The following is a 13,584-nucleotide window of genomic DNA, read 5'->3' as shown; positions in this document are numbered from 1 at the left end:
CCGTGTCACTGGAACACCACATCCCCGTTGTTCCTGCGCAGCAGCCGCGCGTAGCCGAGCAGCAGCCCGGTCGTCACGACCACCAGGATGAACCCGATCGCCGCCGCGTACGGCCAGTCGAGCGTGGTCGTGGCCTGGGTGTAGACGAAGTACGGCATCAGCTTCACCTTCGGGCCGCCGAGGATCGCCGGGGTGACGAAGCTGGACGCGGTGAGGCTGAACACGATCATGGCTCCGGCCAGCATGCCGGGCGCGGAGAGGGGAAGCGTGATCCGCCAGAAGCAGGTCCAGCCGGGCGCGCCCAGCCCTCTCGCGGCCGGCACCAGGGTCGGGTCGATCCGGTCCAGGCTGCCCATCAGCGGCAGCACCATGTAGGCCAGCATCACGTGGATCATGCCGATGAGCACGGCGGTGTCGTTGTAGAGCAGTTGCGGCGGCGTGATGCCGACCCACTTCAGCACGGCGGCCACCGGCCCGTTGGGACCGAGCACCACCAGCCAGCCGTACGCGCGGATGACCATGCTGATCAGCAGCGGCGACAGCAGCAGCAGCGCGAGCCAGTTGCGCACCCGCGGCGAGCGTCCCCGCATGTAGAGCGCGAACGGGTAGCCGACGAGCAGGCAGCCGATGGTCGTCATCGCGGCGACCTTCAGCGTGTTCCACAGGACGCCCCGGTAGAAGGGGTCGCCGAGGAAACGCTCGTAGTTGCTCAGCGTGAACGCCCCGGTCTGCGTCCTGAAGCTGTTGGCGACCAGTGTGAACAGCGGCGCGGCGAACAGCAGGCCGAAGATGACGACGGCCGGCAGTGCGAGCAGCAGTCCGGTGCGCCAGCGGGGACGGCTCAGCGTGCCGTCAGAGACGCGTCCGATGGCCGCCATTCGCAGGTCACCTCCTCGCCCACAGCGGGCACGTCCGCGTCGAACGGCAGCGCCGCGGTCACGTCGCCCGCCGGGGTGGCGACCACGCACCGGATCCGGGAGCCCAGGAACCGGGTCTCCCGGACCGTTCCCACCAGGCCGGACGTGCGGTCCGTGCGGATCCTGACGACCTCGGGCCGTACGTAGACGCGCACCTCGGTGCCCTCGGCCGGGGCCTCGCCCGCCGGGGTGGCGGCGACGGTCGCGTCCGCCACCCGGCAGGCATACCCATCGCGGGTGAACCCCGCGGCCGTGCCGTCGAGCGCGTTGACCTCGCCGATGAACTGGGCCACGAAGTCGGTGCCCGGCCGCAGGTAGATCTCGCGTGGCCGGTCGAGCTGGTGGATGACGCCGTCGGCCATGACCGCGATCCGGTCGGAGACGGCCAGCGCCTCCTCCTGGTCGTGGGTGACCAGGATGGTGGTGGTGCCGATACGGCGTTGCAGCGCGCCGACCTCCTCGCGCAACCGCACGCGGAGCTGGGCGTCCAGGTTGGAGAAGGGCTCGTCGAGCAGCAGCAGGTCGGGCTGGATCACCAGCGCCCTGGCCAGCGCCGCCCGCTGCTGCTGCCCGCCGGAGAGCTGCCGCGGGTGCCGTCCCGCCATGCCGTCCAGCCCCACCATCTCCAGGACCTCGGCGACCTGGCGGTCCCGTTCGGCGGCGGCGACCTTGCGCATGCGCAACCCGAACGCGACGTTGTCCGCGATCGTCATGTGCGGGAACAGCGCGTACGACTGGAAGACCATGCCCATGGAACGGCGGTGCGGCGGGGTGCCGGTGACGTCCCGGCCGTCCACCTCGATCACGCCGCCGTCGGCGGTCAGGTGCCCGGCCACCATGTTCAGGGTGGTGGACTTGCCGCAGCCCGAGGGGCCGAGCAGGGTGAGGAACTCGCCGGGCTCGGTCTCCAGGTCGACCGCGGAGACCACCTCCTTGCCGCCCAGCACCTTACGCACGCCGTCCAGGCGCAGCCGGCCGCGCCGTACGGCGTCGTCGGCGGAGACCTCGGCGGTCGCGGTACTCGCTCTCATGATTTCTCGACCTCCTTGGTCCATCGGTCGCTCCAGGTGGCGCGTTCGTCGTTGACGGCGGTCCAGTCCAGCGGGGTCATCTCGGCCGCCTGCTCGGCGCCGACCACCCGTTCGGCCAGGCCGGGGGCGTGCGGGAGGGGTCGGTCACGAGGTCTCTATCTCCTTGTTCCAGCGGTCCGTCCACGCCGAGCGGTTCTTGTTGATCGTCGCCCAGTCGAGCTTGCGGAGGTCCTTGACGCGGTCCTGGCCGACGACCCGCTCGGCGAGCGCGGGGTCGAGCGTGACGCCCTCGACGACCGGTCCGTTGAAGTTGTATTCGGCCATCGACTTCTGCGCCGCCGGTTCGAGCAGGGTGTTGACGAACTTGTGGGCGAGGTCGGCGTGCGGCGCCTTGTTCACCACGTTGACCGTGGCGATCAGCGGCAGCGCGCCCTCCTCCGGGTAGACGAACTCGATCGGGAAGTCCTTGTCGGCGAGGGTCTGCACCCGCGAGTTGCCCCACACGGTGGCGACCGCCTGCCCCTGCAGGAAGTAGTTGGACACGTCGGCGGTGGTGTCGAAGGTGAAGGCGTTGGCCGCCATCTTCCGCACCCCGGCGAAGCCCGGATCGATCGCCTGCTCCGACCCGCCGCCGACCTCGGCCGCCATCAGCAGTGCCCCGAGCCCGTAGGTCTGGGTGATGGACGGCATGACGACCTTGCCCTTGAGCTTGGCGTTCTCCAGATCGGCCAGCCGCTTCGGGGCCGGCAGCCCGTTCTTCCGGTAGTAGTCGGTGTTGTAGGCGATGCCGGTGGCGTTCAGCGAGAAGCCCACGCCCACGTCGTCGGGGAGCCGTGCGATGTCGATGACGTTCGGCAGGTTCGGGACGGCCTTCGGGTCCAGGCGGCCGAGCAGCCCGGCGACCGCGGCCTGGTTCTGCACGCCGTCGTCGATCAGCGCCACGTCGATCTGCGGCGCGGCCTGCTGCGCCTTCAGCTTGGCCACCGTGTCGGTGGAGCTGCCGGCGATGTAGGAGACCTTGCAGCCGCACGACTTCTCGAAGCCGGGGATCACCGACTGCTTGAACGCCTCCTCGTACGAGCCGCCGTACCCGGCCACCACCAGCGTGTCCGCCGCGGCGGACGGGGTGGGCGCGCCGCAGCCGGCGAGGGTGAGGACCCCGGCGAGCCCGGCTGAGGACAGCCCGGTGACCAGCGATCTGCGTGACATGACAACCTCCGGTGTGCGCGGATCTCAGAAAGGCCGGTTCGGGGCGAGATGGTCGATCCCCCGCGTGGTCGAGCCGGTCTCGACCAGATCGGCGACGATGTCGCCGAAGACGGGCGCGAGTTTGAACCCGTGCCCGCTGAACGCGGTGGCGAGGATCGTACGGCCGGCGGGGCCGTACGATCCGAGTAACCCGTGCCCGTCAGGGGTGAACGCCTCGCAGAAGGTGGCGATGCGCACGGGGTCGGGGCGCAGCCCCGGCAGTGTCCCGGCGACGGCGGCGGCGACCTGCGCCAGGTAGTTTACGGGCACGCTGCGGTGCAACGACTCGGGCGAGGCGATGTCCTGCCAGGGCACGTGCAGGTTGACCTTGACGCCGACGCCGTCCATCGAGGGGAAACAGGAGTAGGCGGGCTCGCCGACCCGGATGGCGATCGGGCACCGATCCGGCTCGAAGAGGGTGTCGTCGCGGCGCGGGAACCAGGTCGAGGTGATCGCCTTGGTGGTGACCAGTCCGGCCATCGGATCAGGGAGCAGGGTGCCGGCCCACGGGCCGGGTGCGAGCACGGCGTGTGTGAAACGGTGTTCGCCGTCTCCGGTGACGACGGTCACGCCGGTGGCGTCCGGCCGTACCTCGCGAACGGGGGTGTAGCGGGCGATGCGCGCCCCGGCGCGCTCGGCGGCGGTCGCGGCCGCGATCACGGCGGGTTCGGGGCGGATGAATCCGGCCTCCCGGTCGACGACCATGACCTCGCCGTCGCGCAGCGGGTGTTCGGGGACCCGGCGTAGCGCGTCCTCGCCGGTCAGGACCTCGACGGGCAGGTCGTGAGTGTGCGCCGACGCCAGCACCGCCCGGATCTTGGGGTGCTCGCGCGGCCCGAGGGTGACGCCGCCGACGGGGGTGAGCAGGCGACGTCCCGAGCTCTCCTCAAGCTCGGCCCACAGGCCGCGCGCGGCGCGCAGCAGCGGGACATAGGCCGGACCTTCCTTGTAGGCGGTGCGGAAGATCCGCGACTCTCCGCCGGCGGCGCCGCGGTCGTGGCCCGGCGCGAAGGCGTCGAAGCCGACGGCTGGGATGCCGCGTTCGGCCAGTCGCCACAGGGCCATCGAACCGACGGTGCCGGTGCCGATGACGGCGACAGAGGACATGGGTTCGCTCATGGGCAGACAGGCCCTTCTCAGCGAAAGTGATCAGGTCGGTCAGGTGCGGTCGGAGGGTCCGCGCAGGTCGGTCTCCACGTAGAAGCGATCGGATCGGGGCGGAACGATCTCCTCCAGGAGCTCCGCGATCTCGCCCCGGCGGGTCCAGGTCTCGCGCAGCCACCGGAAGACGGGCGTGCCCGCCGGAAGGCCGAAGAGTTCCGCCTGCGCCTCGTCGAGCGCGTGCGGCTCCACGTACAGCCGGGCCCGTACCAGTTCGACACCACGGTCTCGCAGGTAGGCGTGGGTGGTGAGGGGTGCGAGTGGCTGATTCAGGAGGTCGGGTGCCAGCCGGAAGGGCAGCACATGGAGTTCGGTGTTGATGACAAGGTCGTCCGGGCCCAGCTTCTGGCGCTCCATCTGGATGACCGCCTCCTCGGCCGGGACGCCGGGCAGTCGCAGGCGTGCGGCCGACGCGGGAAGCACCTGGGCCGAGATGACCAGGTGATCCCCGTGCGTCTCCGGGCCCTGGGTGAGCAGTCCGGTGAAGCGCAGGAGATTGCCCTGGTCGACCGCCTGGGCGACGAAGCTGCCCCGTCTGCGGAACCTCACGATGAGGCCCGCGTCGGCGAGGTCGCGGAGGGCCCGTTGCGCCGTGATGCGGGAGACCCCGAACTCCTCGCAGAGTTCGACCTCGGTGGGAATCCGGGTTCCGGGCACCCACTGGCCACTTCGGATGCGTGCTTCCAGCGACCTGCGGATCTGCACATGAAGCGGAAGCTCGCGTCCTGACATGCACAGATCCTGCTCCGAGTGATTAGTTATGTCAATAGTCGATTAGACATAACCTTTCACTTCGGTGTCAGGGCCAAGCCTCGGCAACGCGCCGGAAACACGGTCGGAACCCCCGGCGGGCGAGTCGATCTTCCGGCCGATCGCCAGGACCGCGAAGTGCCCCAGCCCCAGGTCGATCCCGGTCTCGGTTGCGGCCGGGGGCAAGGGCTGTTCGGCGACGTCGATGACAAAGCCGGCGAAGTATCGGGCCGTCCCCTCGGTGCCGCGCGCTCCGGGCGGGGCAGCCTCTTCCGCCGCCCCGTCAGGCGGTGAGGGCCCTGGCCAGCAGCAGGCCGAGCAGAGCGGCGGCGAGCCCGGCGCCCACGCTCACGACGGCGTTGGCCACGGCGCGGCCGCGGAAGCCCTCCTGAACCAGGCGCAGCGTCTCATAACTGAAGGTGGAGTAGGTGGTCAGCGCCCCGCAGAAGCCGGTTCCCGCCAGCGCGGCCAGTGCCGAGCCGGCGGGCAGGCCGGCCAGCAGCCCCAGCAGCAGCGACCCGGCCACGTTCACCGACAGGGTGCCCCACGGGAACACCGAGTCGTGGCGCGACTGGACGAGCCGGTCGGTCAGGTAACGCAGCGGCGCGCCGATCGCGGCGCCGAGCACGACGAGCAGCACGGTCACCGGCCCTCTCCCGTCGTGCTCGGCCGCCCGGAGCGGCGGATCACCCCGGCGGGGGCGATGACCACCGATGCCGCCTGGCCGGTCTCACCGGCGAGAACGGCCGGCCTCATCGCCGCTTCCTTCGGACGTGGACGGCGCCGAGGGCCTTGACGGTGAGGGCCGCTCCCGCCCACACCGCCACCATCGCGCCGGCCAGCGTGGCGGCCAGGTACGTCAGCGCGTTCACGGTCGCGCCGATGGCCATCGTCTGGTGGATGTCGACGACGTAGGTGGAGAACGTGGTGTAGCCGCCCAGCACCCCCACCCCGAGGAACGGGCGGATCAGTCGCCGCCCGGTCCACACCTCGCCGGCCAGCACCATCAGCACGCCGATCAGCAGGCATCCCGACACGTTGACCAGCAGGGTCGACCAGGCGAACGCGCCGGGCGGGTGCGGCAACGCCACCGTGATCCCGTACCGGGCCAGCGTCCCGAGCACGCCTCCGGCGGAGACGGCGCCGAGCACCGGCCAGACCCCGGCCCGGCCGGTCGGCCCGCGCTTGACGCCGGCGTCAACAGGCTCTCGCACACGATCCTCCTACCAGCATGGACACCACACACCTGGCAGGGACCGTCGGCGGCGCGAAACGGCCGCGGTTCACCCCTTCGAACGGGGACGGCGGGCCCCACCGCCGGGCTCCCTCACCAGGAGGGCGCCTGGTCACTCTACTCCGCGGCAGTCGATGGCCCACGTGGACGGGGCCCGTCCTCACCTCGGCGGTCCGCCGAGGAGACGGCATGGACGGAGGGCCGGACGAGAGATCTCCCGTCCGGCCCTCCGTCCGACCGTCTACCCGGCCGCGGCGGTCACCGCCTGCCCGGCGGGCGTGTTCACGCAGCGGACGGCTTCGGCCCAGCGCGGATCGGCGGCGGCGGTCCGCGTCCGGATCCGGAAGGTGTGGACCTCGCCCGGCAGCAGGGTGACGACCTGGTCGTCCACCAGCGCGTCCGGATCAACCCGGTCCGCCTGCACGACGATGTCCCTGACCAGTGACCCGGCCGTCACGGTCAGCGCCACCTCGCCGGCCCCGGCCTGGGCGGTGACCGCCTCGAACCGCGCCGCCTCGAAGTCCGTGTCGCGGTCCTCGCGGAAGAACCGGAGGGTACGGCCGGCCGTACACCGGGCGAGCAGCAGCTCCCGGCGGGGGTCGCCGGCGGTGCCCGCGGACGCCGGCACGGGCGTCCGAACGGAGGTCCCCGGCTCGACGCGGAACTCGGTCCTGAAGGTGGCGAGCACGGCTCCGTCGAGGGAACGGCGTTCGACGACCAGCTCGTCCTGCCACGGCTCCGCGCCGTCGTTGACGAGGTGGACGGCGAAGCCCGCGTCGCCGTCCGGCTGGATGGTGACCAGCCGGTCGGCGTACACCCGGCGCAACTCGTACCACAGCGGCTTGAGTCTGCCGTCGCCGTCGATCGCGGCCCAGGAGATGACCGGCCAGCAGTCGTTGAGCTGCCACAGGATCGTGCCCATGCAGTGCGGGCGCAGGGAGCGGAAGTGCTCGACCCCGAATGCGATCGCCCTGGCCTGGTTGAGCTGCGTCGCGTAGTGCCAGTCGTCGAAGGTTCGCGGCTCGGGCAGGTGGGGCGCCATTCCCCGGCTCAGCTTCGCCATCCCCTCGCCCGCCTTCTGGTGGTGCAGCACGCCCGGCGACTCGGCGGTGAGCGGGGTGTCGGTGACCGCCCGGGTGAGCGTCGACCAGTTCGGCGGCCCCTGGTAGCCGAACTCCGACACGAAGCGGGGCCGGTCCTTGGCGTACGTGGTGTAGTCCTGGCTGTTCCACACCTTCCACAGGTGGCTGTTGCCGTGCAGCGGGTCGTTGGGGTGCAGATCGGGGGAGCCGGAGTAGGGGCTGCCCGGCCAGTAGGGCGTGGTCGGGTCGAGTTCGGCGACGATCCGGGGCAGCAGTTCCGTGTAGTAGCCGAGCCCCCAGTCGCGTCCGGCGAGCGGTTCTCGCCATCCCCAGTCGGAGAACCCCCAGATGTTCTCGTTGTTGCCGTTCCACAGCACCAGGCTGGGGTGCGGCATCAGGCGGGTGACGTTGTCGCGGGCCTCGGCCGCCACCTCGGCGTCGATGGGCGGCTGCTCGGGATAGGCGGCGCACGCGAACAGGAAGTCCTGCCAGACGAGGACGCCGAGTTCGTCGCAGACCTCGTAGAATTCGTCCTTCTCGTAGATCCCGCCGCCCCACACGCGGAGCAGGTTCACGTTCGCGCCGATCGCCTGCTCGATCCGCCGCCGGTACCGGTCACGGCCGACCCGGGAGACGAAGCAGTCGTCGGGGATCCAGTTGACCCCCCGCACGAACAGGGGCTCGCCGTTGACGGCCAGCGTGAAGGACGTGCCCTCCTCGTCCGGTTCGACGATGTGCTCGACGGTGCGGAACCCGGCCCTGCGCGACCAGGAGCCGAGCTGCTCGCCGTCCGCGCCGAGCAGGCGGACCGTCAGCTCGTAGAGCGGCTGCCCGCCCCGGCCCCGGGGATGCCAGACGTCGACGTCCGGCACGGTCACGTCCAGGTGGGCGCGGTGCGCCACGGGGACCCGGTGGGTCGCGCCCGCGAGGGTCAGCTCCAGGGTCAGGTCGGCGGCCTCCCCGGCGTGCACGACGGCGACCTCGACGTGGGCGCGGCCGTCGGCTCCCGACACGGTGAGGTGCGGTCGCACGCTCTCCAGCCGGGCGCCGGACCAGCTCTCCAGCCGCGCCGACTTCCAGATCCCGGCCGTGACGAGGTTCGGCCCCCAGTCCCAGCCGAAGTTGGCGGCCATCTTGCGCACGTACTGGAACGGCTCGGGGTAGACGTTCGGCCGTTCCCCGACGGCGGTGCGGACCCGCTCGGCGTACTCACGGACCGGTGAGAACACGATCTCGACCGTGTTCTCACCGGCCGTCACGACATCGGTGACGTCGAACCGGTGGACGCGGTGCATGTTCGCCGTCTCGCCGACCGCGCGGCCGTTGACGCGGATCTCCGCGATCGTGTCCAGCCCGTCGAAGACGAGTTCGTGCACCTGCGCCGTGTCGTCCGCCAGGTCGAAGGTACGGCGGTAGCGCCAGGTGGCACGGCCGATCCAGTGCTGGGTCTCCTCGTTGCGGTCGAGGTAGGGATCCTCGATGAGGCCGGTCGTGAGCAGGTCGGTGTGCACGCAGCCGGGCACGGTCGCGGGCAGCTCGCGTCCCGCCACGCCCGGTGGGACCGCTCCGGCGACCGCCCGCAGGGTCCAGTCGCCGTCGAGTGAGGTCGTGGTGGTCATACGTCCTTCTCCTGAAGTTCTGGCTGGGCCGGTGGTCAGTGCCGGTGGACGGCTTCGTACTTCTCCGGGTGCGCGGCCTCCCCGCGCAGACCCTCGATGACCAGGCCGTCGACGGAGATCGCCTCGACGGCGTGGCTGAAGTTGCCGGCTCGCGTGGCCCAGACGATCTCGCAGTCGCGGATGGTGACGTCCGAGGCGGTGTCGATGTGGATTCCCGAGGTGGGGTGGGCGTAGATTCCGGTGCCGCTCTCGAACGGACGCCGGTCGTACTCTCCGCCCGGCCAGCGCGACCACCGGTCGAGCTCGATCCGGACGCCGTCCAGGACGACTCCCGAGACGAGGCCCGGCCGCTGCCCGGCGATGTAGGCGCCGTTCTCCGACCGCGCGAGGATGTTGCGGAACCGGACGTTGCGCAGCTTGCCCACCTTGTCGTGCCAGGGGAAGGCGCTGACGTAGATCGGCTCGCCGCGGCCCCACCAGGACGAGTCGAAGATCCGGGTCTCGACCACGCAGTCGGAGAACAGGATGTTCTCGAAGTTCCCCTCCTGGCCGAGATTGACCGACAGGCCGCGGTGCGAGGAGCGGATAACGCAGTTGGAGACGACCACGTTGCGGATGTCGGCGACCGCGTCGACCCCGACGACGACCGCGCTGGACGTGGTCTGCAGGGTGCAGTTGGTGATGACGACGTCCTCGGTCGTGCCGTACTGCGGGAACTCCTCGCAGGTCTTGAGGGAGATCGCGTCGTCGGCGCAGGAGATCTCGCAGTCGCTGATCCGTACCCGCTTGGAACGATCCAGGTCGATGCCGTCGGCGTTGGGGTGCTTGAGGTCGGAGTCGATGGTGATCCCGGTGATCAGCACGTCCTCGCAGCCGGTCAGCCGCAGGCACCACAGCGCCGGGTCGGTGAATCGGGTGTCCCTGATCGTGACGCGCTTGCCGCCGATCAGGAAGACGGTGAACGGCCGGGAGTTCGGGCACTTGTAGATGTAGCCGAGGTCCTCCTCGATGAAGTGGCGCCCGGCGCCGTCGATCACCCCCGCTCCGGTGATGGCGATGTCGTGCGCTTCGTGCGAGGCGATCAGGATCAGGGCGTGCTCGGTCGTCTCCTTCACCTCGCCTGAGGACAGGGCGGAGACGATGAAGCGTTCGGTGTAGTCGGCGGGGTTCTCGCTGCCGGCCAGCGTGGCGCCGCGCTCGACGTGCAGCTCCACGTTGTCCTTGAGCACGATGGACCCGGTCTTGTAGATCCGCCCGGCGGGCACCAGGACGGTGCCGCCGCCGGCGGCGGTGCACGCGTCGATGGCCGCCTGGATGGCCTTGGCGTCGTTGGTGGTGCCGTCGCCGGCTGCGCCGAAGTCGGTGATGTCGTAGGTGGCCATGGGGCCCTTCCTGTGTGTGGTCAACTCTTGAGAGCGCCCTGGAGAAGCGCGTTCTCCATCTGGCGGGAAAGGACGACGTAGGCCACGTAGACGGGGACGAGCATCAGCAGCGTCCCCGCGGCCAGCACGCCGTACTGGGTGTTCGTCTGTGAGATCAGCGTGGGCAGAGCCACCTGCACGGTCCGGACGCTCGGGTCGGGACCGCCCAGGATGAGGGTGAACAGATACTCGTTCCAGAAGTTGAGCATGTTCAGGATCGTGATGGTGGCGATCCCCGGGCGGGCGATTGGCAGGTAGATGTAGCGCATCACCGACCAGCGTGACGCGCCGTCCAGGGAGGCCGACTCCTCCAGTTCCCGCGGCACGGTGCGCATGAACTGGGTCAGCAGGATGACCGACAAGGGCAGCGCGGTGGCCGGCATGAACAGGATGAGGAACGCGCGTGTCTGGAACATGCCCAGGGCGATGGCGAGCAGCACGGTGGGGATCAGCGCGGCGAAGCCGGGGATGAGGAAACCGAGCGCGAAGAACCGTTCGACGAGCGTGCCCAGTCCGCCGCGTGCCCGGGCCAGGCCGTAGGCGGCCGGGATCGCCAGGGCCAGCGTGAGCAGGGCGGAGACGCCGGTGACCAGGACCGAGTTCAGCAGTGCCGTACCGAGGTCCGCTCGTTCCCAGGCGGTGAGGAAGTTCTCCGGCGTGTAGGAGCCGGGCAGTGCGAACGGGCTGGAGAAGATCTCCAGGTTCTCCTTGAAGGCGGATACCGCCAGGTAGTAGAGGGGGACCGCCAGCAGCGCCGCGTAGACCCAGGCCAGGATGTGGGCCGGGAGCAGGGACAGGCCGCGGGCGCCGCGGTCGCGCTTGGGAAGGGCCCGGCGGCGGGCCTTCGCCGGGCGTGTCGGGGCGATGGTCATGCCGACTCCTAGAAGTTCTGCCGGAACACGCGACGGATGATCAGCAATCCGGCGACGCCGATCAGGAACAGCAGGACGCCCACCGCCTGGCTGTATCCCACCTGCGACTGGACGAACGCCTTCTCGTAGACGAGGAAGGACAGCGTCGTCGAGGAGTTGCCCGGCCCGCCCTTCGTCAGCAGCAGGATGAGCCCGGCCGAGGCGAAGACGTTCCAGAGGAACTGCAGCATCGTCAGGACGCCGAAGTAGTCCTTGGTGAGGGGATAGGCGATCCGCCACATCCGGGCCCAGTGCCCGCACCCGTCCAGCTCCGCCGCCTCGTAGATCTCCGGTGACACGGCGGCGAGCCGGGCGGAGAACAGGACGGCGGTGAACCCGATCCCGGACCAGAGGCTGACGAAGATCACCGCGGCCAGCGCCGTGTCGGGGCTGGCCAGCCACGGCTTGGTCAGCCCGTCCAGACCCAGGGAGGTGAGCGCGGAGTTCACCATGCCCTGCGGCTGGAAGATCGCGTAGAAGACCGTGCCCATCGCGGACAGCGAGATCAGCGCCGGGGTGAACAGCACCACGCGGAGCACCCGGTGGAACCGCGGTTTCAGCGTCAGGTAGTAGCCCAGCATGAACGAGGCGGGCAGCATCAGCGGCAACACCACGGCGACCTGGACGGCGGTGTTGCGCACGGCCGCGTGGAACACCCGGTCGCCCAGGACGCGGGTGAAGTTGTCCAGTCCCGCCCAGCGCGGCGTCGCCAGCAGTCCCGACCACGACAGCAGGCTGATGACGAAGATCGCGATCATGGGACCGATGGTGAAGACGAAATACCAGATCGTGGCCGGACCGGTGAAGACCGCCACGGCGGACCGGTCGGCCCGGGCCCGGTCCACGGCTCGCGGGGCGGCCGATGGCTCACTCATGCTGTTCTCCAAGGGGGTGGCCGGCCAGGTCAGCTCGCGGCTTCGTAGGCGGCGTCGATCTCACCACAGATGGCGGCGGCGTTCTTGCCGGGGCTGTAGGCGATCGAGGTCGCGCGGATCATGGGGTCGGAGACGGCGCCGGGTACCGCGGTGTCGGGCATGACCGCGTAGTCGACGCGTGCGTCCAGTTCTTCGACGGCCTGCCGCATCAGCGGGTCGGTGGCCTTGGTGGCGTCACCGGAGACGGCCGGTATGAGCGCCGCCGTCGAGACGAATTGGCGGATGATGTCGGGGCTGTAGAGGACCTTGGCGAACTGCTGCACCTTGTCCGCCTTGTCGGCGCCCTTCGAACTCATCAGCAGGCCGGTGCCGGTGAACCCCCGCATGGCGATCGGCTTGGCGTAGGGGCTGCCCTCCACCAGCGGGAAGCCGGACAGCACGGTGGTCTTCTTCACCTCGTCGGGCAGGTCGTTGAACGCCCACGAGCCTGCCGAGAGGATGGCCGCCTTGCCGGTGTAGTACTGGTTGTTCATGGCCTCCGCGCTGAATCCCTGGGCGTCGTCGATGAAGACGCCGGCGTCGCGGAGCCGTACGAACAGCTCGATGCCCTTCATCATGGCGGGGTTGGCGCAGTAGCCGCCCTTGGCGAACGCCGCGCGGGCCGACTTCGCGTCCATGTACGACTGGGCGATCTGCAGGAACACCTTCTGGCCGGACCAGTCGTTGCCGCCCACCGACATGGGGGCGATCCCGGCGGCCCGCAGCTTCTTCGCCGCGTCGATCAGCTCGTCGGTGGTCTTCGGCGGTTCGGCCACCCCCGCCTTCTTCAGCAGGGCGGTGTTGTACCAGACCGGCCAGGTGAAGCCGGTGAAGGGGAGTCCGATCAGGGCTCCGTCGGTGTCCCGCCACTCCTGCACCGCCTCGGGGCGGAGCTGCGACTCCATCCCCCAGCCCTTCAGGTGGTCGTCCATGGGCACCACGGCGCCGTTCTTCACCCAGTCGACGGACTTCTCGGCCAGGTTGGTCAGCACCACGTCGGCCTGGTTGCCGGCCGCGACCGTGGTCTCGTACACGTCGGCTAGCGACTCGCCGGTGTCGATCAGCCGGACCTTGGTTCCGGTGTCCTTGCTGAACCGGTCGATCGCCAGTTGCAGCGCCTTTCCTTCGGCGGTTCCCTTCGTCCACAGGGACTGGATCACCAGCTCGTTCGAAGTCTCCCCAGATCCGCCGCATCCAGCCGTGGTGACGGCCAGAAGCCCTGTCAGCGCGGCGGCAAGCAGCCTACGGTGTCTGCTCACTGTGTACCTCCTGATTAATTAACCGATTAAGTCTGTG

Annotated in this window: 12 protein-coding genes; all 12 read right to left on the bottom strand. The window is 69.9% G+C overall.

Going from position 1 to position 13,584, the window contains the following annotated elements; translation table 11 throughout:
• Positions 1 to 5 precede the first annotated feature (5 nt).
• Entirely contained in the window at positions 6 to 878 is an 873-nt protein-coding gene (locus MBA17_RS31920) for an ABC transporter permease (protein WP_238500462.1), read from the bottom strand.
• Positions 842 to 1,948, bottom strand: coding sequence for an ABC transporter ATP-binding protein (locus MBA17_RS31915; protein ID WP_238500461.1), 1,107 nt, complete (start codon positions 1,946 to 1,948; stop codon positions 842 to 844). The genes MBA17_RS31920 and MBA17_RS31915 overlap by 37 nt, the downstream gene beginning before the upstream one ends.
• A gap of 144 nt (positions 1,949 to 2,092) precedes the next feature.
• Positions 2,093 to 3,157: an ABC transporter substrate-binding protein gene (locus tag MBA17_RS31910; RefSeq protein WP_238500460.1), complete on the bottom strand. Its 1,065-nt coding sequence runs from the start codon at positions 3,155 to 3,157 to the stop codon at positions 2,093 to 2,095.
• A 24-nt stretch (positions 3,158 to 3,181) separates the two neighbouring features.
• Positions 3,182 to 4,303, bottom strand: coding sequence for an N-methyl-L-tryptophan oxidase (solA, locus tag MBA17_RS31905; protein ID WP_238500459.1), 1,122 nt, complete (start codon positions 4,301 to 4,303; stop codon positions 3,182 to 3,184).
• Positions 4,304 to 4,354: 51 nt separating this feature from the next.
• A complete protein-coding gene (locus MBA17_RS31900; protein ID WP_238500458.1) occupies positions 4,355 to 5,089 on the bottom strand; it encodes a GntR family transcriptional regulator in 735 nt (244 codons plus the stop codon).
• A 301-nt stretch (positions 5,090 to 5,390) separates the two neighbouring features.
• Positions 5,391 to 5,753 carry a fluoride efflux transporter CrcB gene (gene crcB, locus MBA17_RS31895; protein WP_238500457.1) on the bottom strand — a complete coding sequence of 121 codons (363 nt, stop codon included), beginning with the start codon at positions 5,751 to 5,753 and terminating at the stop codon, positions 5,391 to 5,393.
• Between the two features lie 106 nt (positions 5,754 to 5,859).
• Entirely contained in the window at positions 5,860 to 6,321 is a 462-nt protein-coding gene (locus MBA17_RS31890; RefSeq protein WP_238500456.1) for a fluoride efflux transporter FluC, read from the bottom strand.
• A 261-nt stretch (positions 6,322 to 6,582) separates the two neighbouring features.
• A complete protein-coding gene (locus tag MBA17_RS31885; RefSeq protein ID WP_238500455.1) occupies positions 6,583 to 9,042 on the bottom strand; it encodes a glycoside hydrolase family 2 protein in 2,460 nt (819 codons plus the stop codon).
• 35 nt (positions 9,043 to 9,077) lie between these two features.
• Positions 9,078 to 10,424, bottom strand: a complete 1,347-nt coding sequence (locus MBA17_RS31880) for a glycoside hydrolase family 28 protein (protein WP_238500454.1) — start codon at positions 10,422 to 10,424, stop codon at positions 9,078 to 9,080.
• 20 nt (positions 10,425 to 10,444) lie between these two features.
• Positions 10,445 to 11,335, bottom strand: coding sequence for a carbohydrate ABC transporter permease (locus MBA17_RS31875; protein ID WP_238500453.1), 891 nt, complete (start codon positions 11,333 to 11,335; stop codon positions 10,445 to 10,447).
• 8 nt (positions 11,336 to 11,343) lie between these two features.
• On the bottom strand, positions 11,344 to 12,249 hold the full coding sequence (locus tag MBA17_RS31870) for a carbohydrate ABC transporter permease (protein WP_238500452.1): 906 nt from the start codon (positions 12,247 to 12,249) through the stop codon (positions 11,344 to 11,346).
• A 29-nt stretch (positions 12,250 to 12,278) separates the two neighbouring features.
• Positions 12,279 to 13,547, bottom strand: coding sequence for an ABC transporter substrate-binding protein (locus tag MBA17_RS31865; protein ID WP_238500451.1), 1,269 nt, complete (start codon positions 13,545 to 13,547; stop codon positions 12,279 to 12,281).
• Between the last annotated feature and the right edge of the window lie 37 nt (positions 13,548 to 13,584).

This window comes from Dolomitihabitans soli (assembly GCF_022213955.1).
In the GTDB taxonomy this organism is placed as follows: domain Bacteria; phylum Actinomycetota; class Actinomycetes; order Streptosporangiales; family Streptosporangiaceae; genus Streptosporangium_A; species Streptosporangium_A soli.
Note: the sequence above shows the minus strand (reverse complement) of the source record. Positions and strands in the feature narration are given on the sequence as shown.